General features: G+C 31.8%; 19 protein-coding genes and 2 tRNA genes. 4 read left to right on the top strand and 17 right to left on the bottom strand.

Features of this window, described 5'->3' with window-relative positions:
* Positions 1–127: 127 nt before the first annotated feature.
* Entirely contained in the window at positions 128–1828 is a 1701-nt protein-coding gene (gene gldJ, locus V1T75_RS11950; RefSeq protein ID WP_330488756.1) for a gliding motility lipoprotein GldJ, read from the top strand.
* A gap of 64 nt (positions 1829–1892) precedes the next feature.
* A complete protein-coding gene (locus tag V1T75_RS11945) occupies positions 1893–3146 on the top strand; it encodes a UDP-N-acetylmuramoyl-tripeptide--D-alanyl-D-alanine ligase (RefSeq protein WP_330488755.1) in 1254 nt (417 codons plus the stop codon).
* On the opposite strand, the gene V1T75_RS11940 is transcribed toward V1T75_RS11945, so the two are convergent.
* Entirely contained in the window at positions 3138–3995 is an 858-nt protein-coding gene (locus V1T75_RS11940) for an N-acetylglucosamine kinase (protein WP_330488754.1), read from the bottom strand. The two genes, V1T75_RS11945 and V1T75_RS11940, sit on opposite strands and share 9 nt — an antisense overlap.
* 143 nt (positions 3996–4138) lie before the next feature.
* Here V1T75_RS11940 and V1T75_RS11935 point away from each other — a divergent pair, with 143 nt between their 5' ends.
* On the top strand, positions 4139–4876 hold the full coding sequence (locus V1T75_RS11935) for a tyrosine-protein phosphatase (protein ID WP_330488753.1): 738 nt from the start codon (positions 4139–4141) through the stop codon (positions 4874–4876).
* 57 nt (positions 4877–4933) lie between these two features.
* Here V1T75_RS11935 and V1T75_RS11930 read toward each other — a convergent pair whose 3' ends face one another.
* From V1T75_RS11930 to V1T75_RS11870, 13 genes are all read right to left on the bottom strand, one after another.
* On the bottom strand, positions 4934–7309 hold the full coding sequence (locus tag V1T75_RS11930; protein WP_330488752.1) for a GumC family protein: 2376 nt from the start codon (positions 7307–7309) through the stop codon (positions 4934–4936).
* Between the two features lie 7 nt (positions 7310–7316).
* On the bottom strand, positions 7317–8084 hold the full coding sequence (locus tag V1T75_RS11925) for a polysaccharide biosynthesis/export family protein (protein WP_330488751.1): 768 nt from the start codon (positions 8082–8084) through the stop codon (positions 7317–7319).
* A gap of 28 nt (positions 8085–8112) precedes the next feature.
* Entirely contained in the window at positions 8113–10020 is a 1908-nt protein-coding gene (locus tag V1T75_RS11920; RefSeq protein WP_330488750.1) for a polysaccharide biosynthesis protein, read from the bottom strand.
* 58 nt (positions 10021–10078) lie between these two features.
* Complete coding sequence (locus tag V1T75_RS11915; protein ID WP_330488749.1) at positions 10079–10594, bottom strand: DUF2892 domain-containing protein; 516 nt, start codon at positions 10592–10594, stop codon at positions 10079–10081.
* 61 nt (positions 10595–10655) lie between these two features.
* On the bottom strand, positions 10656–13802 hold the full coding sequence (gene ccsA, locus V1T75_RS11910) for a cytochrome c biogenesis protein CcsA (protein WP_330488748.1): 3147 nt from the start codon (positions 13800–13802) through the stop codon (positions 10656–10658).
* Between the two features lie 105 nt (positions 13803–13907).
* A complete protein-coding gene (gene asd, locus V1T75_RS11905) occupies positions 13908–14786 on the bottom strand; it encodes an archaetidylserine decarboxylase (RefSeq protein ID WP_330488747.1) in 879 nt (292 codons plus the stop codon).
* 9 nt (positions 14787–14795) lie between these two features.
* Positions 14796–16859, bottom strand: coding sequence for a methylmalonyl-CoA mutase (gene scpA / locus V1T75_RS11900; RefSeq protein WP_330488746.1), 2064 nt, complete (start codon positions 16857–16859; stop codon positions 14796–14798).
* Positions 16852–18198, bottom strand: coding sequence for a methylmalonyl-CoA mutase subunit beta (locus V1T75_RS11895; RefSeq protein WP_330488745.1), 1347 nt, complete (start codon positions 18196–18198; stop codon positions 16852–16854). Before V1T75_RS11895 ends, scpA begins: the two co-directional genes overlap by 8 nt.
* Complete coding sequence (locus V1T75_RS11890; protein WP_121148165.1) at positions 18198–18515, bottom strand: FtsB family cell division protein; 318 nt, start codon at positions 18513–18515, stop codon at positions 18198–18200. The genes V1T75_RS11895 and V1T75_RS11890 overlap by 1 nt, the downstream gene beginning before the upstream one ends.
* Before the next feature lies 1 nt (position 18516).
* Positions 18517–19122: a uridine kinase gene (udk, locus tag V1T75_RS11885; RefSeq protein WP_330488798.1), complete on the bottom strand. Its 606-nt coding sequence runs from the start codon at positions 19120–19122 to the stop codon at positions 18517–18519.
* Between the two features lie 98 nt (positions 19123–19220).
* Positions 19221–19294, bottom strand: a tRNA-Thr gene (locus V1T75_RS11880).
* Positions 19295–19458: 164 nt separating this feature from the next.
* Positions 19459–19533: transfer RNA gene (locus V1T75_RS11875), tRNA-Pro, on the bottom strand.
* Between the two features lie 146 nt (positions 19534–19679).
* Entirely contained in the window at positions 19680–19910 is a 231-nt protein-coding gene (locus V1T75_RS11870) for a hypothetical protein (protein ID WP_115901993.1), read from the bottom strand.
* A 359-nt stretch (positions 19911–20269) separates the two neighbouring features.
* Here V1T75_RS11870 and V1T75_RS11865 point away from each other — a divergent pair, with 359 nt between their 5' ends.
* The gene (locus V1T75_RS11865) at positions 20270–20881 is read left to right on the top strand and encodes a DUF1684 domain-containing protein (RefSeq protein WP_330488744.1); all 612 of its coding nucleotides are present in this window, start codon (positions 20270–20272) and stop codon (positions 20879–20881) included.
* Positions 20882–20912: 31 nt separating this feature from the next.
* Here the strand turns inward: V1T75_RS11865 and V1T75_RS11860 are convergent, their stop codons facing one another.
* From V1T75_RS11860 to V1T75_RS11850, 3 genes are all read right to left on the bottom strand, one after another.
* Positions 20913–21617, bottom strand: coding sequence for a crotonase/enoyl-CoA hydratase family protein (locus V1T75_RS11860; RefSeq protein WP_330488743.1), 705 nt, complete (start codon positions 21615–21617; stop codon positions 20913–20915).
* 47 nt (positions 21618–21664) lie between these two features.
* Positions 21665–22057, bottom strand: a complete 393-nt coding sequence (gene crcB / locus V1T75_RS11855) for a fluoride efflux transporter CrcB (protein ID WP_330488742.1) — start codon at positions 22055–22057, stop codon at positions 21665–21667.
* A gap of 149 nt (positions 22058–22206) precedes the next feature.
* Complete coding sequence (locus V1T75_RS11850; RefSeq protein ID WP_330488741.1) at positions 22207–23178, bottom strand: DoxX family protein; 972 nt, start codon at positions 23176–23178, stop codon at positions 22207–22209.
* Between the last annotated feature and the right edge of the window lie 13 nt (positions 23179–23191).

Raw genomic sequence — 23191 nt, 5'->3', positions numbered from 1 at the left:
AGTATAAAAACTGTCGTTTGTAATCTTGCATAGACAAGGTAACTAAATACGAATTTATAGATAAATTAGTTGTAAGGAATTAGAAATATTGTAAATTGCGACACCCTTAAAAAACAGTTAAAAATACATGAAAAGTACGTTGAAATTATTTAGTTTATTAGCGATCACTGGTTTATTAATTACTTCTTGTAAGAGTAATGGAGGTGGGTCGAGTAAATCTTCATTAACTGGTTGGAACTTTAATGATCCTAATTATGGAGGTTATTTGAAGGGAGAGTACAAAGAAGGAAAAAATGTTCCTCCGGGAATGGTACATATTGAAGGAGGTACCTTTACTATGGGATTGGTACAAGATGATGTTATGTTTGATTGGAATACAACCCCTCAAAAAATGCACGTTCGTACTTTTTACATGGACGAAACAGAGGTAACTAATGCTGAATACGGACTATTCATGCAATACACCAAAGATGTATTCTCTCCAGAAGATCCTCAGTTTAAAAATATTTATCCATCTATTTTACCAGATACATTAGTTTGGAGAAAAGGATTGGGGAATACTAATTTGTTGTCAGAAAGTTATTTAAGACATCCATCTTATGCAGAATATCCTGTGGTAGGTGTTAGTTGGATACAGGCAAACAAGTATTGTAAATGGCGTACAAATGCTGTGAACTTAAAAATTTTAATGGACAAAGGAGTTATCAAAAATATATTTAAAGAAGATTCTGTAAGCTTTAAAGGCGAAAACAATTTTGATACGGACACTTATTTAACAGATCCATACGCTATTTTCGATGGAGATTCAACAATCTATAAAAAAGGAATTCCTGTACCAAGAGTAAAAGGAGAACCAAAACCAGCTAAAGGAACTTTTACAGGTAGACAAGTTACCTCTTCAGATGGTATTTTATCTCAAAAATTTAGACTGCCAACAGAGGTTGAGTGGGAATATGCTGCAAAAGCTATTTTTGAAAATCGTGAATATAACAACATTAGAGGTAGAAAGAAATATGCTTGGAGTGGAAAATATACTCGTGATCGAGATAAGAGAAGAAGAGGAGATCAGTTAGCCAACTTTAAACAAGGAAAAGGGGATTATAGTGGTATTGCAGGATGGAGTAGTGATGGATCGGATATCCCAAATGCGGTAAGAAGTTACCCTCCTAATGCATTTGGACTATATGATATGTCTGGTAATGTTTCAGAATGGGTACAAGATGTTTATCGACCAATTATAGATTCAGAAGCAAATGACTTTAACTACTTTAGAGGTAATATCTTTACTAAAAAGCTAATTAATGAAGATGGTAAAGTTGTTATAGTAGGTGATGGAGAAGTTCAGTACGATACTTTAGAAAATGGTCGAATAGTACCTAAAGATTTACCAGGAAGTGTTAAGTATATTCCTATTACAAAAGAAGATACTTATATGAGAAGAAACTATAACTTAGCGAACAATTCGAGTTTAGGTGATGGAGATCAAGCTTCTTCTAAGTTTTATGGATTGGATAAAGATCAATTAGATCGTTCGACAAGAATGTATAATTCTCCTCAAAAACCAGAAGCAGAGATAGATACTTTAGGAAATGTTATTAATAACTATAAATACGATGATAAGAGAAGAACAACGTTAATTAGTGATAAGTCTAGAGTATACAAAGGTGGTTCTTGGGCAGATAGAGAGTACTGGTTAGACCCAGCACAGAGAAGGTATTTCCCAGAATATATGGCAACAAATTACATTGGATTTAGATGTGCTACTGATAAAATGGGACCAATGGTTTTAAACAAAAGAAAAACCGCTATACCAGATAAAGTGAAATAATAATTGAACTTAAAATTATATTAGAACCTCATTGTATCTCAATGAGGTTTTTTATTTTTACAATATGAAGATAGAAGATTTATACGAACTGTATATCACTCATGGTTTAGTAGATACAGATACTAGAAATATTAGAAAGAATACACTTTTTTTTGCTTTAAAAGGTGAACAATTTAATGGGAATAAGTTTGCTGATGAAGCTATCAATAAAGGAGCCAGCTATGCAGTAATTGATGAAGCTGAGTATAAAACTTCAAAAAAGCAGATTCTAGTTAAAAATGTTTTAGAAACACTTCAAGAACTAGCAAATTATCACAGGAATCAATTGCAGGTTCCTATAATTGCTTTAACAGGAAGTAACGGTAAAACAACAACAAAAGAATTAATAAATGCTGTTCTTTCAACAACGTATAATACAACTGCTACTAAAGGAAACCTAAATAATCATATTGGAGTACCATTGACTTTATTGTCAATGAATAACACAACAGAGATAGGAATAATTGAGATGGGAGCAAATCATGCAAAAGAGATTGAGCTTTTATCAAAAATAGCAAATCCAGATTATGGATACATAACAAATTTCGGAAGTGCCCATTTAGAAGGTTTTGGTTCTCTTGAAGGAGTCGTTAAAGCCAAATCAGAATTATATGATTTTTTAAGAGCACACGGTAAAAAAGTTTTTGTAAATCCTAAAGATGCAAAGCAAGTAGCAAAAACAATAGGGATAGAAACAATTTCTTTTGAAGAAAGTATAAACTTTACAGAAGCAAATCCCTTTGTAAAGCTTTCGTATAAAAAAACAATGATATTAAGTAGTTTAATTGGAGCGTATAATTTTTCGAATATCTCAGCAGCTATCACCATTGGTAATTACTTTAAAGTACCCTTAGAACGAATAAAGAAGGCAATTGAAAGTTATGTTCCGTCCAATAACAGATCTCAAGTAATACACACCGATGCTAATAAAATAATTTTAGATGCTTACAATGCTAATCCAACAAGTATGGAAGCTGCTTTGGAGAGTTTCAGTAAACTACAAACTAACAATAAAACAATAATTCTAGGAGATATGTTTGAGTTAGGAGAATACAGCTCAAAAGAGCATCAGAACATCGTTAATCTGACAGAGAAATTGGGCTTAGAGCAGGCTTTTTTTATCGGAGAAAACTTTTACAACACACTTACGGAACATAAAAAGTTTAAGAATTTTTATGAATTTGAAGCGTACATAAAAAACAATCCAATAAATAATAGGACAATTTTAGTAAAAGGTTCTAGAGGAATGGCTCTAGAAAGAGCTGTAGCATTATTTTAAAAAAGAACTGTTTCGGTGGAAGTCCACTAAATTATCAATAGGGCGTTTAATTACTTTAGCAATAGATAAGTTGTTTTTTGAGGCAACATTGTCTAAAATGTCTTGAAAATAATAAGCAATTGATCCAATAAAATAAATAGGAGTTTGCTTATCCTTTTTAAAAGGAAGAATGCGATACTTAAAAAACTCTTGAATTCCTTTTTTGATTATTTTTCTAACATATTTTTCGTGCTTGTATTTTAGCATAAATTTAGCGAAAGAAGCTAAGTACATATTTGGATAAGGGTTTTTGTACAAATTCATTTTCACAACATCAGGATCAAGATCAAAAGAAGTTTTGAATGCTGAAGCCATTTTTTCAGGCATTTTATTATAGTAAAAATCACGTAATAGTGTTTTGCCAAAATAATTACCACTTGCTTCATCCATAATAGTGTAGCCTAATGAAGGGGCTGTTGTAATGATACTTTTACCATCATAAAAACAACTGTTAGAGCCTGTTCCTAAGATACAGACAATACCAGGAGTATTACCAGCACTTGCATAAACAGCTGCTAGAGTATCTTCAGAAACAAAAACAGTGGCTTTTTTAAATATTAATTTTAAAATGTGTTGTAAACTTTTTGCTGCTGTAGGACTTCCACAACCAGCTCCGTAAAAATGAACTTCTAAGGCATCGTTTTGTACTTTTAATAAATCATCAGCATTATTAATGGTGCTAAGCATTTCTTGTTCTGTGAGTACAGAAGGGTTTAAACCAAGTGTAGTAGTTCTAAAAAGTTCTTCTTTAGCACTACCCAGAGCAATCCAATCAGCTTTGGTAGAGCCACCATCGGCAATTAAAATCATACAGTGTTTTTTATGAGTCAAATATATATTATCAAAATTAAATGACAATTGTTTAATTGTTTTAAACAAAAAGGAATAAAGTTTGTTATCGTATAGTAAGTTTATTAGTTTAAATTTGTAGAATATAAATATTTTACCTTATTATGTTTTTTTTCAAAAAAAAAGAAATTCCTTTAAAAGATGTTTTTCCTGATGGGTTTGTAGATATTCATTCACATTTACTACCAGGAATTGATGATGGAGCCAAGGATATAGCACATACTATTTCATTAATATCAAAAATGCATTCCTATGGAATTAAGAATTTTGTCACAACCCCGCATGTTTTAGGAGATGTTTACCCTAACTCAACTGAAATTATAAAAAATAAGTTAGAAGAAGTAAAAAGAGCTTTAAAAGAGAAGAAATTTGACGATGTTTCAATAAGAGCTGCGGCAGAATATATGATGGATGAACGTTTTGTAGAAAGACTCAAAGCTGATGATATTTTAGTTCTTAAAGATAATTACATACTCGTAGAAATGTCATATTTCAACGCACCCTATAATTTATATGATATACTATTTGAAATACAATTGAAAGGGTATAAACCTGTTTTAGCACATCCTGAAAGGTATAATTTTTACCATAATGATTTTCAAAACTTTTATAAATTAAAGAAATCTGGCTGTGTTTTCCAGTTAAATCTTTTATCCTTAACGGAACAATATGGGAAAGGAGTACAAAAGACTGCGCAAAAATTATTAAATGAAGGAATGTATGATTTTGTTGGTACAGACACGCATCACCATAATCATTTAAACCTATTACAGAAAATCGGAACGGTTAAAACAAAAAAACAAATTGAAAAATTATTAGATAACAATAAAATGTTTGCATAAAAAAAGGAAGCTTTTAAGCTTCCTTTTTTTATGTCGTAAATTAATGTTTAATTAGTGCTAACTAAATATCCTTTTATACCAAGGTCTGTTGCCTCCTTGACCTACTCCATAGCCATAGCCATATCCATATCCATAGCCATAGCCATAGCCGCGTTTTAAGTCGGTGTCATTTAAAATAATAGCTAAATTTTTAAGTTTTTTATCTCTGTAAAGAGTTTCAGGAATTATTAGCATGCGTTTATCCAAGTAGTTTGCTCTACTAACATATAGTACAATATCTGAGTACTTTGCAATCAGTAAAGTATCGGTTACTAAACTTACAGGAGCGGTGTCGATTATAACGTAATCATATTTAGCTTCCAAGGTCTTGAATAACAATTCTATTTTATTATTCATCAGTAATTCAGCAGGGTTAGGCGGAATCGTTCCTGAAGAGATTATGTCTAAATCAGGAATTTCTTCTATTGAAAACTTCAATGAATCTAATTCTATATTACTAGTAAGATAATTGGTAATTCCTTTTCTATCAGGAAGCTCTAAGTATTCAGTGATTTTAGGAGCTCTTAAATCCATACCTACTAAAATAACTTTCTTACCTGATAAAGATAAGGATGCAGCTAAATTAATAGAAGCAAAAGATTTTCCTTCTCCACTAGTAGTTGACGTGATAAAAATGGTTTGCCCTTTTTCATCTTTATCTTTATTTGGCATCATGAAATCCAAGTTCGTTCTTATGAGCCTAAAAGCTTCAGCAGTACTTGAACGTGCCCCTTCATTAATCACTATTTTTTCTTTAGTTTCAGAATGAGGGATATCACCTAAGAAAGGTATAGAAGTTAACTCTGTAATATCTTTTCTCGTGTGTACTTTAGTATCTAATAAATCTCTTAAATAAATTATGATAAAAGGAATTATTAATCCGAGAAGCAATGCTATTAGGTAGATAATTTTTTTCTTTGGACTAACGGGAATGTCAGAAGCATAGGCTTTATCAATAATTTTTGCATTAGGAACAGCGGTTGCTGTAAGAGAAATAGCAGTTTCTTCTTTCTTTTTTAATAAGTAAGAATACAAACCTGCTATAATTTCTTTTTGTCTTGCAATATCTAAAAACTCTCTTTCTTTAGATGGAATAGAAGAAATTTTGGTGTTAAATCGATTGGCTTCTCGCTGTAAACTATTGACTTTAATTTGCAAAGAGTTTACAGTATTTTCTAGGCTTCTTTTTAGAGAACTTCTTAAGCTAGTAAGGTTTTCTTGTACGTCTATAAGGACAGTGTTTTTAGATCCCGCACTTTTTTCTAAACGTTTTAATTGTGCCATTAACTGATTGTACTCGTTAATCGAGTTACCAATATTAGCATCTGACAAGCCTAAATTAGCTGGTAAATAATCATTCTTGTCTAATTCTTTATTTAAAGATTTAGCCAAGCTTAATTCTGTAGATGCCTCTATTAATTTTTTGCGATTCTCTGTATTAGTTTGTAAAACTAGTTGAGCTTCAGATTCAATATCAGTAATGTTGTTTTTATCTTTAAAAGTTTTGACATTATCATCAAGCCTTCCTAACTCTATTGCAACATTATTTAATCGTTCTGAAATGAAACCACTAGTTTTCTCAGAAACTTCCTTTTTGTCGTTTATTGCATCAAGGTTATATTGTTTTACTAATTCATCCAATACATCTTCGGCTTTTTCTTTTATGGAAGATTGTAATGATAGTCTTAAAACACTAGACTTTTTACTTACAGGAGATATGTTAATTCTATTTTGATAACTATCTATTACTTTTGTAATTGAACGAACTGAAATCTTTATGTTATCACCAATATTATTTAAATCAAATACGGAAGATTGCTCAATTTTAAATTCACCAAGCTTCTTGTCGATTATAGGTTGATCAAAATTATTTTCAGAAACTACGTTATTCTCAGAGTCTTTTAAACGAAATTTATCAGCAGATAAAATCTCTACATTAAACACGGTATCGATTTTATTTAAAATTTCAGAGGTAGAATCAATCGCAGTAAATTGAATGGGAGCATTTTTATAAACTTCAGATTCTTTAATTCGTCCCTCAGTTATATAAGATATATTTAAATTTAAGGTTTCTATAACATTTTTAATAAGTTTTCTAGATTTAATAATCTCTATTTCATTATCAATGTTTTTACTAGACCCTCCTACAATTCCTAAGTCTTCAAAGGCTGCGAGTTCTTCTGAGATACCCCCTTGTTTGTCGTTCTTTATTAAAATGGTAGTGGATGCATTATATTTAGATGTACTATATCTTAAATATAAAAAAGCCCCTATTAAAGTTAGGATTATCCCTAAAATAAACCATTTCCAGTGAATTAAGTATTTTTCTAATTCTGCTCTAATGTTAATAGTATCGTTTTCTTCTAACTGTGGAGAATATTGTTCGTTACTCATAGCTATACTATCTTGTAAGAATTGAAATTAATGAAATGATAACAGAACCTAGTGATATAAATAAGCCTGTATTCTTATTATAAGCCGCATCTTGAGATGAAGATTTATTTGGTTCTACATAAACTACGTCATTTTGTTGTAAATAATAAGCAGGAGAGTTGAAAATTTTATTAGAACGTAAATCTAACTTATAACTTTTTATTTGATTACCTTCTTCTCTTTTAACTTCAATAGTTCTAATACCAGACATGTTTAAGTCTCCTGCTAGCCCTACTGCCTCTAAAACAGAAATACGTTCATTAGGAATAGTAAACCTCCCAGGCATTTTCACATCGCCCAATACTGTAATAGAAAAATTAATTATTTTAATATTAACAGTCGGATTTTTAATATAATCAGGTGAAAGCTTACTCTTTAGCAAATCAATAGCTTCAGTTCTAGATAGTCCTGCTAATTTTAATTTTCCTAGAACAGGAAAGTCTATAAAACCATTATTATCAATTAAATAAGCTTGTTGTTGTGGAGTCCCTACAGCTCTATCTGTTGTAGTAGCAAAAGTTACAGCAGGTAAATTAAATGGTTTTACAGCTTCTAAGTCTAAAGCTGAAATAGTGATTTGGAGTAAATCGTCAGCTTTAAAAATAGTTTTATATGTTGTATTTGTTTTTGCTGGATCAACTTCATCTTTCTGAAAATACACAATGTCTTTTCTAGAGGCACATGAAGCTAAAGATAGGATTAGAATAGTTAAAACAATTTTTGAGAATCTTTGCATTGTTGAATTTTTTTGCGAAAGTACTAATTTAATTTTTGACAGTAGTATCTAATTTTTCGTAAATAGAATTGTTTGATATGTATTCAGGAACTATCTCCTTTATAAGTTGTACAGTTTTATGATTGTCATGTTGTTGGTTAGAAATGCATAAATCTTTAATCTTATTGATGATAAAATCATAATCTATTTTTTGATTTTTAGCAATCATAATTTTTTCATGATAGGTTGGAGTAGTATTCTCTCCATCAGCTAAAAGTTCTTCGTATAACTTTTCTCCTGGACGTAAACCAGTTATTTTTATATCAATATCATCAGGAAATTGTAAGCCTGATAAATGAATCATTCTTTTTGCGATGTCATATATCTTTACAGATTTTCCCATATCAAAGATATAAATCTCTCCTCCATTCCCCATTGTTCCTGCTTCCAAAACTAACCTACACGCTTCAGGTATGGTCATAAAATAACGAGTAATATCTTTATGGGTAACGGTTAAGGGACCACCATTTTCTATTTGACGTTTGAAAAGAGGGATGACAGACCCATTGGAACCTAATACATTACCAAAACGAGTCGTTGTAAATTTTGTTGCATGCTTATTATTAGAGTTACTCAAACAGCTTATATACATTTCTGCAACTCGTTTTGTGGCTCCCATTACATTGGTAGGGTTTACTGCCTTATCAGTTGATACCATTACAAAACGATCAACGTTATGTTTTATAGATAAATCTGCAACATTCTTTGTCCCTCCAATATTTATTTTTACAGCTTCGTAAGGACTCATTTCCATAAGAGGAACATGTTTATAAGCAGCAGCATGAAACACTTTTTGAGGTTTAAATTTTTCAAAAACTTCGTCCATTCTCTTATAATCTCTAACATCTGCGACAATTGAGGTGAAGTTTGTTCGTTCTTTTTGAATTAATTCTTGTTGAAGATCATACAATGGTGACTCAGCTTGGTCTACCAAAATCAAATGTTTATGATTATAAACACTTAATTGACGAGAAATCTCTGAACCAATAGAACCTGCTGCTCCAGTAACTAAAATTACTTTATTATTTACTTCTCTTTTTACAATAGGGTTGTCTATTGAAATTGGTTTTCTGTCTAGCAAATCTTCAATTCTAACTTGTTGAATTTGGTTCGCTTCTAAATCGCCATCAATCCATTTAGATAAAGGAGGAACAATTTTTACTTGAACGCCTAAGGCTAATAAGTTATCAGTAAGGTATAAAAGTTTTTCTGATTTAATATTTTGAATAGAAATTATGATTTCATCAATTTGTTTTTCTTTAATGAAGTTCTTATCAATATTTTTTCCGTTGTAAATTTTAATTCGGTCTAATTTTTTTCCAACTTTCTTAGGATCATCATCAATAAAACCTAAAACTTCATACTTGTTTTTTGTATCTCTGTTTAAAGCTCCATAGGTTATTAAACCAGAATCTCCAGCACCATATATTAAAACATTAGTAATAGATTTCAATTCTGTAGAAACAATTTCATAAAAAGCTTTAAAAACAAAGCGGCTAACAACCAAAATAAGTACAGAAATCAAATAATGAATAATTATTATTGATTTTGGTATAGTAAAGTGCGGAAATATACGCAACGCATTATTGAAAAGTATGATGCAAGCAGTTATAGAAGAAAGCAGTGTTACACCAATAAACACATTAAAAGCATCTCTTGTACCTGTGTGTCTTATGATTCCTTTGTACGAACCAACAATTAAAAAACTAGTAAGACTGATGGTTGCGATAAAAGGAAGTTGATAATATAGGTTGTTAAGATCAAAATTTAAACTAGCATTAAAACGCACTGCGTAAGCTAAAATGAAAGAGATACAAACTAAAGCTATATCAATAATTAGAACAATCCACCGTGAAGCGTACTTGTCAAAAGCCCTTAAAAATAAACTTCGAATCATCAATGTTTTCGTTAGCGGATAAAATTACAAAATATAAAGTAAAAAACTTAAAGAAGTGTTAAATCTTCTTCATTTGTTGCTTCATCATTTGCATCTGCTCTTTCAACATTCCGTGTTTATCTAGTTTTTTAGCTTCTGCCATTAAATTTGTAGCTTCTCTTTTTCTACGTTTGGTCATCGCAATTCCAGCTAATTGTAATTTAGCCATGGCCAAATCATGATCCATAGCCAACCCTAATTTTACTGCCTTTTTTAAATGTTTCTCAGCTTGAGTTATGTTTGTTTGCGATAACATAATTCCGTGTAAGTAGTTATAGTAGCCCTCTTGTTTTTGAGTTAATGCAGCAGCAGGGTTTTTAATATATCCCAACCACTTTTGAGCTCCTGCAAAGTTTTGTTTACGTAATTGTAAAAAGGCTAAAAGAATAAACTCATTTTTAAAATAAAATAAAACAAATAGTCCTGCAAGTAATAATATTGATATACCATTCATAATGTGTCCTTGTGTAAATTCATACACAGACCATACTGTTATTAGAGCTGCTAAAACTAATTTTATATTTTTATTGAACATAATTGTCTTTTCTTTTTATCGGTTTGCAAAAGTACATTTTTTTAACAGAAAACCTATCAACTTACTTTTTGTAATGTTTTTTATTTTGTAACCATGCTAGAACTCCTAGGATAGTAACAAAAGCTACAGAATAATATACTGAAGTAGGGGTAATTACTTTATCACCACTTGCATAAGAGTGTAGACCAGATAAGTAAAAATTTACTCCGAAATATGTCATCATTATGGAAGCAAAAGCAATAATTGACCATAAATTAAACGTAAAACGTCCTCTTAAACCTGGAATCAAACGCATGTGTAATACAAAAGCATATACCATGATTGATATTAAAGCCCAAGTTTCTTTAGGATCCCATCCCCAATAACGTCCCCAGCTTTCATTTGCCCACATACCACCTAAAAAGTTACCAATGGTAAGCATTACCAAACCAACGGTTAAAGCCATTTCATTAATAACAGTTAACTCTTTAAGATGTAAGTCCATTTTCTTTTTATTCTTTTCATTGGTAAAAATGATTAAGAACAAAGAGAAAATACCTAAAATCATTCCCATTGCAAACGGACCATAACTAGCAACAATTACAGATACATGAACATATAACCACCAAGAATTTAAAACCGGTTGAAGGTTAGCAATTTCAGGGTCTAACCAGTTTTGGTGAGCAAACATTAATATAACGGCAACTAAAAATGTTGTTGCGGCAATAGTTAAAGAGGATTTTTTTCCAAGAATTAACCCAAATAGCATAGTAGCTAAGCCAACAAAAATAATAGACTCATAAGCATTACTCCATGGAGCATTTCCACTAATATACCAACGTGCAGCTAGTCCTAATACGTGGAAGATAAATAAGAAAATTACAATTCCTATTAATGTTTTTACAGTATTGTTAACCCACGGCTTGTTATTAAAAATTTGTAAGAAAACAAAAACAATTAAAAGTAAGCTTACATAACCGTAGTATTTAGAAAGTTTGACAAAAATGTTTAGTTTATTGTAAGCTATTTCTAAAGCAATTTTGTCTTTTGCAGGAATAACTTCTGCTCCAAATTTTCGTTGAAACTTCTTAATTCCATCTAAAACTTTATTGGTTTCTGTATAATTTCCTGATTTCTTTGAAGTTTGTAATAATTGCAAATATACAGGTAGTGATTGACGTACAAATACAGAGTCAGTTCCTTTAAAATTAGCTTGTAGTGTTTCAGGTTGAGATACCCATTTGTTGTTTTCATTATTTGGAATAGGATAAATACGTAACATACCACCTCCTAATGCTTGAGATAACAGCCAAACTCTGCGTTCAATTTTTATAATGTCTTTTTCAAATTTGTTTTGAATTTTTTTCTTTTCAGCTTCAATAACTAATTTACTGATTTTAGAAGAACCATCTTTATTATAAAAATCGATAAAGCGAGCATATTCAGCATCTTCAGGAACTCCCAGAATTTCTCTAACCTGTGTATTTCCATCCTCTAGATAAACAAAAGGAACATTAAGCCAAAGCATTGGGTTTTCTGTAATAGAAAGTAAAATTTGGCTAGGATCCATGTCTTTAAATTTATCAACATGCGCTACTTTCCTCACTAATTCCGAAGCAAAGGTATGAGCAGGTTTCATACGTCCGCCAGCATCTTGAATAACTAAAGAACTGAACAAATCAGCGTGTTTATTGTCTACTTTGTTAGCGATTAAAATAGAGTCAATTTGAGCTTCAGTAATTTGTTTAGGTTCGTGCTGTTTATGTTGACTAAAACCAGCCAAAGAAATAAATAAAGCGATTACTGATAATTTGGCTTTTTTATTTCGAATTTTAACTAATGATTGTTTCAGATCATAAAAACGAGTGCCTTTTACAAATAAAGCAGCGGTTAAACCAAAAAATAATAAAAAGTAACCAATATAGGTTATCCAAGTTCCCCAAAAATCATGGTTTACAGATAAATGAGTTTGTTCGTGTTCACCTTCAATTTTATAGCTTGATTGGAAAAACTTATATCCTCCGTAATCTAAAATATGATTCATAAAAATTCTATAGTCAAAAGTTTCATCAGGTGCTATTACGGTAATTTCACTTGCGTAAGCAGCAGCGCTTTCCGAACCAGGGTATTTTTCTAATTGAAAGTCATTTAGTTTTATACTAAAAGGAGTTTGTAACAATTTAGAACCGTACCAAGCTCTAAAGTTTAGATCTCCAATGCTAAATTGTTGCTGGTTATCAACGTTAAATTTTCCACCGTAAAACTCAACACGTTTAGTTTCTCCGTTTGTAGTAACGTCAAAAATTACAGTGTCATATTTTTGATTATCCTTTTTACCTCGTACAGTTTTTATTTCTCCTTTTTCTGGAGATTTTGGAACTACAAATTGTAATCCGTTTACGTTATGAAGTGTTAACAGTTGAAAATGTTGGGCGCTATCTTTAACTATTAAGCCTTTCTTTTGATCAGCCATTCTAAACCAATCACCATCATTTTTAGAAATCATTTTTAAGCTACCACCTTCATAAAAGAAGTTAATTGAAGCCGCTTCTTTATTAGGAGCTTCAAAACCTACTAAAATGTTATGAATGTTCTCTATAGTTCCTTTTTTAATGTAGTGTTCATGTCTACTTCCGTCAGAACTTTCTACAAAAAACAAGTGTTCTGTTCCGTTTTCGTCTAAAACCATTTTTGTTTCAGACCAAGGAATATAATCTACTAAATTAAAAGTAACTTCATGGTTTTTACCTCCTTTTTCAGGTTGGAAGTTTTCTTTAAAATTTACTGAGTTTTTACCCCAAGCAGATAACAGTAATTTGTTAGCAGTGGTTTTTTGAAATTCACTATTATCAATAATTACATTTAAATAAGTATGTTCTGAGTAGAATTGATTGGTTGTTTCTCCTTCGTCAATAACCATTAACCCTTCATAGCTAATGTAACGAGTAATACCCGCACCAATTAAGATTAAAAGGAAAGATATGTGAAATAATAACACAGACCATTTTTCTTTTTTATACAATCTATACCTAAAAATATTTCCGAAAAAATTGATAACAAAAAACACCATTATTAATTCAAACCACCAAGTGTTGTAGACTAGTGCTTTAGAAGTTTGTGTTCCGTAATCGTTTTCAATAAAAGTGGCAACTCCCATGGCAATGGCAAAAGCAAAAAATAAAACAGCCATTAAACGGGTAGAGTAGAGGGTATCTAAGATTTTTTTCATCAGTAAATCTGCTAAGTATAAAACAACGCAAATTTACGGATTAAAGCTCTAATCACCTTATGAAATCAATCATTTTTAAAAGGTAAAATGTTAAATTTATGAAGGTTAATTTCCAATTCGCTCTCCCATTTTAACAAAGGTTTCCATCTTGTTTTTGGTGTTGATTAAAAGATCTTCATCAATAGTGATTTTAGAACTATTAATTAACAATACAATAGTTGAACCTCCAAAAGCAAAGTAGCCCATTTCATCGCCTTTTTTTACTTCAGTGTTTGGAAGGTAAGTTTCAATAATACTTCCAACCATAGTAGCACCTACTGGGGCAATGATAACATCTCCTTTGTCGTGTGTTTTTAAAGTACAGAATTCTCTTTTGTTTTCACAGAACACTCTTGTGAAGTTAGCAGCTAGGGCATGAGGTGATACTGAAAAATAACGTCCTTTAATTTTTGTTACTTCGGAAGGAATTCCGTCGTATGGAAAGTGGTAACGATGATAATCGTTAGGAGCTAATCGAAGTATAATTAAAGAATCGTCTTTGTGTTTTGTTGCGAGTTCTTTATTGCCTAAAAATTCCTCTAAGGTGAATTTTCTTCCTTTGATAAAGAAGTTATGAATATCAGAAATATTTTTAAAGGCTAACATTTTTCCGTCACCAGGAGAAACAAAACCATTTTCAATTGGACGAGCGTCAGATTTTAACTTTCGATAGAAAAAATCATTGAAAGAAATATAGTCTTCAGAAGGTCTTTCTGCCTCACTCATGTCAATTTGAAGTTCTCTAACAAAACTGTTTATTTTGTTAATAGAGTTGGGTTTGTTCATGAGTTTACCATACCATGATGATAAAAATTTACGCTTAACTAATGGCAATAAAGCCATTTTACCAAACGGATTGTTGTATAGCAATTTTAAGTATCCTTCTCCTGGAGGGGTTTCGGTAATTATTTCACCTGTTTTTCTATCAATGAATTTTATTTTCATAACCGTTAGTTATTCTTCAATACTATCAATTAAAATGGTTAACATGTCAATAGCAGCTTGTGCAATTTTAGTTCCTGGACCAAAAACACCTACGGCACCAGCATCAAACAAGAATTGGTAGTCTTGTGCAGGAATTACACCACCAACAATCACCATAATATCTTCACGACCATATTTTTTAAGCTCAGCAATAACTTGAGGAACTAAGGTTTTGTGTCCTGCAGCTAATGAGGAAATTCCTAAAATGTGCACGTCGTTTTCTATAGCTTGTTTGGTGGCTTCTTGAGGAGTTTGGAATAAAGGACCAATATCGACATCAAAACCTAAATCAGCATAACCGGTAGCTACTACTTTAGCTCCACGATCGTGACCGTCTTGTCCTAGTTTAGCAATCATAATACGAGGACGACGTCCTTCTAACTCAGCAAATTTATCAGCTAGTTCAGTAGCCTTTTTAAATAGCTCGTCATCTTTTATTTCTTTACTATACACGCCAGATATGGTTTTATGTACTGCTTTATGACGTCCGAAAATAGTTTCAAGGGCGTCAGAAATTTCACCTAATGTAGCTCTGTTTCTTGCGGCTTTTACTGCTAAATCTAATAAATTTCCTTTACCCGTTTTAGCAGATTCAGTTAAATCACTCAATGTTTTGTCAACTTCAGCTTGATTTCTTTTCGATTTTAAATCGTTTAGTCTATCGATTTGAGATTGACGAACAGCTTCGTTATCTACCTCTAAAATATGTAAAGGGTCTTCTTGTTCTAATTGGTATTTGTTAACACCAACAATAATATCTTGACCGCTATCAATTTTTGCTTGTTTTTTAGCCGCTGCTTCTTCAATACGCATTTTAGGAATTCCTTTTTCAATAGCCTTGGTCATTCCACCTAATTCTTCAACTTCTTGAATTAGCTCCCATGCTTTATTGGCAATTTCTTCCGTAAGTTTTTCTACATGATAACTACCCGCCCAAGGATCAACTGTTTTTGTAATATGGGTTTCTTGTTGTAAGTATATTTGTGTGTTACGAGCAATACGTGCTGAAAAGTCGGTAGGTAAGGCAATTGCTTCGTCTAAAGCGTTGGTGTGTAAACTTTGTGTGCCTCCAAAGGCAGCAGCCATAGCTTCAATTGCGGTACGTGCTACATTGTTAAAAGGATCTTGTTCGGTTAAACTCCAACCGCTGGTTTGACAGTGAGTTCTTAATGCTAACGATTTTGGGTTTTTTGGGTTGAATTGTTTTACTAGTTTTGCCCATAACATTCTTCCTGCACGCATTTTGGCAATTTCCATAAAATGATTCATTCCAATAGCCCAGAAGAAAGATAAGCGAGGAGCAAAAGTGTCAATATCCATTCCTGCTTCCAATCCTTTTTTGATGTATTCTAATCCGTCAGCTAAAGTATAAGCTAATTCAATTTCTGCTGTAGCACCAGCTTCTTGCATATGGTAACCCGAAATAGAGATTGAATTAAACCGAGGCATATTTTCAGAAGTATATCTAAAAATATCAGCAATAATTTTCATTGATGGAGTAGGTGGGTAAATGTAAGTGTTACGTACCATAAACTCTTTTAAGATATCGTTTTGAATAGTTCCTGATAATAATTCAGGAGCTACACCTTGTTCTTCGGCTGCTACAATATAAAATGCCAAAATAGGTAAAACGGCTCCATTCATTGTCATAGAAACAGACATCTTATCAAGTGGAATTTGATCGAACAGAACTTTCATGTCTTCCACAGAATCTATAGCAACACCTGCTTTTCCAACATCCCCTTGTACACGCTCATGGTCTGAATCGTAACCACGGTGTGTAGCTAAATCGAAAGCAACTGATAGCCCTTTTTGACCCGCAGCTAAATTTCTACGGTAAAAGGCATTGCTTTCTTCGGCGGTAGAAAAACCTGCATATTGACGGATTGTCCATGGCCTGCGAACATACATGGTAGAGTAAGGTCCACGTAAATTGGGTGCAATACCCGCAACAAAATCTTCGTGTTTAAAGTTGTTGTTGTGTTGTTCTTGGCTTTTGTTTATTTGTATGTTTGATATATTTTTTCTACTCATTTCCTAAGCGTTCTTGTTCTAGCTTTTCTGCTAATCGTTTTTGAATAATAGGTTGAATTAGTGTTTTTTCATTACGAATTTTTAAGAAAGGTGAAACTTCTAAATCGTTTTTCATCTTGTCATTTTCGTTTTGAATTTTGTTTGTTCCAAGTAACACTAATTCTCCTGAATCAAATAATTGTTGCTCTTTAGCTGCCGACTCTTTTATTTTTCGTTGGATGACTCCTTCTTTTAGTTGTTTTAAGAAACCGCCACCGTTTTCTATTAATTTAAAAACCTCTAGCGCTTTTTGGGTAAGTTGTTGAGTAATTGTTTCAATGTAGTATGCACCCTCAGCAATGTTTTGGGCTTCTGCTAGTTCGCTTTCTTGTTGTAAAATTAATAGTTGATTTCTTGATATACGTTCTCCAAACTCGTTCGGTTGATGAAAAACCTTATCATAAGAGCTATTAGCTATAGTGTTGGTTCCTCCTAAAATAGCGCTCATACACTCAGAGGTGGTGCGTAGCATGTTTACATTGTAGTCGTATATGGTTTTGTTACGCAAACTTGGTTGTGTAAAAATATGAGCAGTTGCTTCTGTGTTGTATTCTTTTAAAAGAGCTTTCCATAAAATTCTAAAAGCTCGTAGTTTGGCAATTTCAAAAAAGTAATTACTTCCTACAGAAAAACTAAAATGAATGTTTTTTGCAGCTGAACTACCGAAGCGGTTTAGGTATTCATTTGCCTGAGCAAGTGCATATGCTAATTGTTGAATAATGGTTGCTCCTGCATTTTGGTAAATAGAGGTATTAACGCAAAGAGCGTTTGGGGTAGTTTTTGCTATTTCTTCTAATTGTGTATGGTCGTTTTTAAGATTAGAATACCAATTTCCAGAACTAGCCAAGTTTCCTATAATGTCTATGTTGAAGTAGTAGCTTTCTGAGTTTATAAAATTAGCTAGTTTGTTAACAAATTCTGAGGATAAAAAATTGAAAGTAAAGTAAAGTAACGTTTTTTGAGTGTCAATTCCCTTTAGTAAGATGTTGTAATCAAACTCTTTTTTTGCGTTGAACAGGACGGCATTTGCTCCTCTTTGAATTGAGTCGATTGCAAATGCATTTGCTTCTTCTTCATTCTCAATGTTAATGGATTGACAAATAGCGAAACCTTTACAGGGAGTGTTAACTTTAATATTGGTTCTGTCTTCTTTAGTATAAAAAGGTTTTACAGTAATACCTTCTTCAGTTTTCCACAAAAGAGTGTCGTTGTAATCGGCACCTTTAAGGTCTACTTGTATTTTTTGTTTCCATTCTGCAGGGGTAATACCTTGAAATTCGTCAAATAAATAGTTACTCATTACTTTTTTATGGTATCAAATTCAATAATATAAATGTCTTCATCTTCTTTCTTCATTAGGTATTTTTCTCTAGCATAGCGTTCTAGTTGAAGAGAGTCTTGTAGTTGTTGAATGGTTTTTTTGTCTTTCTTGATTTTTTTTTCATGGTAATCAATCCAGCTCTTTAATTCATTAATTTCTTTATTAAACTCTCTATGGGTAAGGTAAGAATTTTCATCAAAAAAAAGCATCCAAACCACAAATACAGTGAGTATAATCACGTAAATATTAGTGGCTATTTTAAAAGAAGGTTTGTTTTTTATTGATTTAAAACTCATGTTATAAACGGTCGTTAATTACAGTTCTTACAATGTCAATAGCTACAGTATTATACCTGTCGTTAGGTATAATGATATCCGCGTAATTTTTTGTAGGTTCAATAAATTGTTGGTGCATGGGTTTTAAGGTGCTTTGATAGCGGTTTAAAACTTCATCAACATTTCTCCCTCGCTCTTTAATATCTCTTCTTACACGTCTAATTAGGCGTTCGTCGGCATCTGCATGAACAAAGACTTTTATGTCACACAAGTTACGAAGTTCTTTGCTATTAAAAATCAAAATACCTTCAATTATAATAACTTTTCTAGGGTGTGTTTTTATGGTGTCTTTGGTTCTATTGTGAGCAACGAATGAATATATAGGTTGTTCTATAATGCATCCATTTTTTAATTTAGTTAAATGTTCAACCATTAAGTCAAAATCGATAGCTCTAGGATGGTCAAAATTTATCTTAGTACGTTCTTCGTAAGTTAAGTTGTCTGTTTGTTTGTAGTAAGAATCTTGAGAAATAACGCAAACTTCATCAGCAGGAAGTTCGTTGATAATTTGGTTTACTACCGTGGTTTTTCCACTTCCTGTACCTCCAGCAATACCAATAACAAATATATTTTTCATTAAGTTTTTGTAAAAATAGAGTTATGACAAATTTAGCAAAATAAGCGCATAAAAAAAGCGCTAACTTTTTGTTAGCGCTTTTAGTTTTGAGCCGATGGAGGGACTCGAACCCACGACCTGCTGATTACAAATCAGCTGCTCTAGCCAGCTGAGCTACATCGGCGTTTGCTTTAAAAGCGTGGCAAATATATAATGTTTTTTGAAACTGAAAAAACTTTTTTTAAAAATTTTTAATGCTTGTTTTTTGTAATCGTTTAGTGAATTTTTTAAGTTGTTGAATTAGAGTTTGTTTTGGTTTTTTAGTGAAGAGTACAAAAATAAAAAAAGTCGGGATGAGTGGATTCGAACCACCGATCTCTGGTCCCCCAGACCAGCACTTTAACCGGACTAAGCTACATCCCGATGTTGCAAATATATTTAAAAAAGAAAAGTTCTAAGTAAATTTACTTAGAACTTTATCAAGAATAAATATTATAATGAGAGTGGTAGTTGATGAAACTACTATTCTTATGTATAAATTATAAACGAGCTTAAAGGTTGTTTATTGTTTAAGCTGTTAAAGGTTTTCCTTTTAAACGTTTTTCAATGCGTTGTTTTACAGCTGTTAAACGTTTCATTAAGTCCATTAACGTGCTGTCTTTTGTTTGTTTATATACCTCATTAATCTCTAGAATCAGAGCTTTTGCTTCTCTAGAGGCTAGTATTCTATCACTAGTAGTAATAAATTTGAATTTTCTGTTTTCAAATTCTTCTGCCTTATTGATTAATTCTGAATTCATAAAATTTACCAATTTAATTTAAAATTTCTTTATTAGGTTTTGTCTGATAAAAGATACATGCCTAAAATAACTGGGGCGGCAAATATATGGGAAACTTTCTGTTTGCAAAGAAACAAGCTCATCAATTTGTTTTATTAGTTAATAAGTTTTTCTTATAAGATAAAAAAATCTTTCTACACTATCTTATATCAGTCATAAGTATTATCTATAAATATAAATGTAACGATTTTATTTTGTTATTTCAAATTATTAATAGAAAATTAACAGTTTTCACCTCTTTATTTAGCGATTTTTTAAGGAATAGTGGTGTTTTGGTTGTAATACAGTATTTTTGTGTCTATAGAAATCTAAATACTGATATGAAAAAACTACTATTATTAATTTTTGCTGTTTCCATACTTTCTTGTAACAGCCAAGAAAAAAGAGCTATTTTAGGAATGTCTGATTTTCAAAAGGAAATGAATACTAAGTTTAAAGATGCTTCTAGGTCGCCACTTACCAAAAAAGGATTAAAGAAGTTTAAAGGATTAGATTTTTTTCCTATTGATAAAAAGTATGTTGTAAAAGCAGAATTAGTAAAAACACCAGATGCGCCTATTTTTGATTTTCCAACGACGACCGATAGGGTGGCGATGTATAAAAAATATGGGGTTTTATCTTTTTCTATTGACGGAGAGGATTTTAAACTAGTTATTTATCAAGATGTTCATCCTGCGCCTGAGTATGCAAATCATTTATTTTTACCTTTTTTAGATAATACGAATGGTAAAACGTCTTATAAAGGTGGTCGTTTTATAGATATTTATACGACCGATATAAAGGATGATGGGACTGTGGAGATTGATTTTAATAAGGCTTACAATCCATATTGTGCTTATAGTGATAGATATTCTTGTCCAATTACACCAAGCGATAATTATTTAGATACAGAAATTAAAGCAGGGGTAATGGCGTATAAGAAACCTAAATAAATAAAAAGTCCTGCAATTTGCAGGACTTTTTTTATTTGGAAGGAGGTGTTAAACCTTCTTCTCTGTCTTGTTTAATTGCTTTTATTAACGAATCTAAATATGGTTTTCTCAGTTTTAGTTTAGTTTCCTTATGTGCTTTCTTATTTAGTTTAGAAAACATTTCAGCAACCTTTACAGCTGTTGGTAGTAAGTGCTCTTGAGGAACAACTTTATCTAAAAAGCCGGCAGTGATAGCATCTTCAGGGGTGTAAATTTCTGAGCAACTAACACTTCTTTCAAAATAAACAGGAGTTAAACGTGCTTTAGCTATTTCAATACCAGCATTGTGCATGGTCATACCTATTAAAACTTCATTTAGTCCAATTTTAAAATCACCTTCAACTCCCAGCCTATAATCAACAGATAGAAGTAAGAAAGCTCCTTTGGCCACAGCATGCCCAGAGCAAGCTGCAATTATTGGGAAAGGAAAAGAGAGCATTCTATGTGATAAATTTGATCCTTTGGTAACCAGTTCTAAAGCTGATTCAGGAGATTGTGTCATGCTTTTTAAGTCGTAACCAGCAGAGAATATTCCTGGTTGTCCTGTTAGTATTATTGGTTTTTCTTCTTTTTCAGCTTTGTCAAAAGAGGAGTTTAAAGCATCAATCACTTCATGAGAAATAGCGTTAGCTTTTCCGTTAGTAATAGTAATAATTACGTAATTGTCTTCTGATTTGTATTGTATAAGTTCACTCATTTATTGTATTCATTTACTCACAAAGTGAGGTTTGTTTTAAGTATTGTTTACATGGTTGGTGTGTTTGTCCAAAAATAATTTACTAAGTTAATTCCTGCAAAAACAGCTAAAAAACCAATGCTAAAGCTAGCAACAGTATATAGTGCAAAAGAGGTGAAATTTCCAGATTTTAGAAAGATATGATTTTCGTAAGCAAAGGTTGAGAAAGTGGTAAATCCACCACAGAAACCAGTAGCTAATAATAAGGTGTGGTTTTGTGTGATGGTTTCGTTTTTAGCAGCAAACCCTAAAATAATTCCAATAAGCAAACTACCAAGAATGTTGGCTGCAAAAGTTCCGTACGGAATTCCTGTTTGAGGGCTATTTAAAGCTTTTCCAATAACATATCGCAATACGCTTCCAGTTCCACCGCCTATAAAAACTAATAATAATTGTTTCACAAAAATACTTCTAAATTAATAGCTTGTTTTTACTCTCTTATTGAAAGAGATGTTGTAAGAATCTCTACAAGAGCTTTTCATATACTTGCGAAAATAAGAAAACCTCACAAATTTGTGAGGTTTTCTTTGTATATAAATAGTATAACTGTTTATAGTTCTACATCATCAGCATCGGTCCAATTCCACTTCCCAACAATGATTCCTTTTTTTACGGTAACAATACCAGGATTAGCTCTAATTACTGTTTTTAAAGCAGTTTCATCACAAAACCCAAAAGTATAAGGAAGTCCATATTCTTTTTGAGTTGCAGCTAAGTCTTCAATATAAGAAGCAGTTAGTACATAAATTTCATAACCTTGTTCACTAGCTTGTTTAGCTACTTCAGAAATTCCAGTAATACCTTCTTTTTCTGTTTTCTTGAAGTTAGACATGATAATAAGCATAGCTTTTTCTTTAGCAAGCATTTCTTCTAACTTATCTCCTTCATCTGTTTCAATCATGAAATCGTGTATAGGAGGAAGCTCATCGCTATCTTCTGGGTATTCCATTCCTTTGGCAATATCTGTTCCTATAGAATAAGCTCTAAAATCAATAATTGGTAAATGTTGTAAAACGTAATAAGTTACAATTAGTGCTAAAAAAACAGCGCTAAAGGTTGTTAAAGAAGAAAACTTATTTGAAATTAAAGGCTTAATGTGTTTAACACCTAAAATAAGAATTACAATAAAGATCATGAAAACAACATTTTTGTAAAATGTTTCTTTAGGAGTAAGTTTTAAAGCGTCACCAAAACAACCACAATCAGTAACTTTATTGTAGGTGTAGGAGTACCATGTTAAAAATAAAAATACAAGATTTAAACCAAATAAACTCCAAACAGTAAGTTTAGGTTTGTAGCCTACTAAAAGCATAATGCCTAAAACCAATTCGGTAACAATTAAAAGAATAGAAAAAGGTAGAGCGAAAGGAATTAAGAATTCTAAATTTAATACATCGGCGCCAAAATATTCTTCAAATTTATATTGAGATCCGATAGGGTCTACCAATTTTACAAATCCAGAGTAAATAAAAAGAAGTCCTACAAGTACTCTTGAAATATGAGTTAGCATTTTTAAAATCATAGGGGTGTTTTTT

Source organism: Tenacibaculum sp. FZY0031 (assembly GCF_036350695.1).
Lineage (GTDB): Bacteria > Bacteroidota > Bacteroidia > Flavobacteriales > Flavobacteriaceae > Polaribacter.
This window is presented reverse-complemented; position numbering and strand designations above follow the sequence as displayed.

What these genes read in the sequence shown, in the direction of transcription:
- gldJ (WP_330488756.1), top strand. Translation starts at nt 128, where the DNA reads ATGAAAAGTACGTTGAAATTATTTAGTTTATTAGCGATCACTGGTTTA.
- V1T75_RS11945 (WP_330488755.1), top strand. Translation starts at nt 1,893, where the DNA reads ATGAAGATAGAAGATTTATACGAACTGTATATCACTCATGGTTTAGTA.
- V1T75_RS11940 (WP_330488754.1), bottom strand. Translation starts at nt 3,995, where the DNA reads ATGATTTTAATTGCCGATGGTGGCTCTACCAAAGCTGATTGGATTGCT.
- V1T75_RS11935 (WP_330488753.1), top strand. Translation starts at nt 4,139, where the DNA reads ATGTTTTTTTTCAAAAAAAAAGAAATTCCTTTAAAAGATGTTTTTCCT.
- V1T75_RS11930 (WP_330488752.1), bottom strand. Translation starts at nt 7,309, where the DNA reads ATGAGTAACGAACAATATTCTCCACAGTTAGAAGAAAACGATACTATT.
- V1T75_RS11925 (WP_330488751.1), bottom strand. Translation starts at nt 8,084, where the DNA reads ATGCAAAGATTCTCAAAAATTGTTTTAACTATTCTAATCCTATCTTTA.
- V1T75_RS11920 (WP_330488750.1), bottom strand. Translation starts at nt 10,020, where the DNA reads ATGATTCGAAGTTTATTTTTAAGGGCTTTTGACAAGTACGCTTCACGG.
- V1T75_RS11915 (WP_330488749.1), bottom strand. Translation starts at nt 10,594, where the DNA reads ATGTTCAATAAAAATATAAAATTAGTTTTAGCAGCTCTAATAACAGTA.
- ccsA (WP_330488748.1), bottom strand. Translation starts at nt 13,802, where the DNA reads ATGAAAAAAATCTTAGATACCCTCTACTCTACCCGTTTAATGGCTGTT.
- asd (WP_330488747.1), bottom strand. Translation starts at nt 14,786, where the DNA reads ATGAAAATAAAATTCATTGATAGAAAAACAGGTGAAATAATTACCGAA.
- scpA (WP_330488746.1), bottom strand. Translation starts at nt 16,859, where the DNA reads ATGAGTAGAAAAAATATATCAAACATACAAATAAACAAAAGCCAAGAA.
- V1T75_RS11895 (WP_330488745.1), bottom strand. Translation starts at nt 18,198, where the DNA reads ATGAGTAACTATTTATTTGACGAATTTCAAGGTATTACCCCTGCAGAA.
- V1T75_RS11890 (WP_121148165.1), bottom strand. Translation starts at nt 18,515, where the DNA reads ATGAGTTTTAAATCAATAAAAAACAAACCTTCTTTTAAAATAGCCACT.
- V1T75_RS11870 (WP_115901993.1), bottom strand. Translation starts at nt 19,910, where the DNA reads ATGAATTCAGAATTAATCAATAAGGCAGAAGAATTTGAAAACAGAAAA.
- V1T75_RS11865 (WP_330488744.1), top strand. Translation starts at nt 20,270, where the DNA reads ATGAAAAAACTACTATTATTAATTTTTGCTGTTTCCATACTTTCTTGT.
- V1T75_RS11860 (WP_330488743.1), bottom strand. Translation starts at nt 21,617, where the DNA reads ATGAGTGAACTTATACAATACAAATCAGAAGACAATTACGTAATTATT.
- V1T75_RS11850 (WP_330488741.1), bottom strand. Translation starts at nt 23,178, where the DNA reads ATGATTTTAAAAATGCTAACTCATATTTCAAGAGTACTTGTAGGACTT.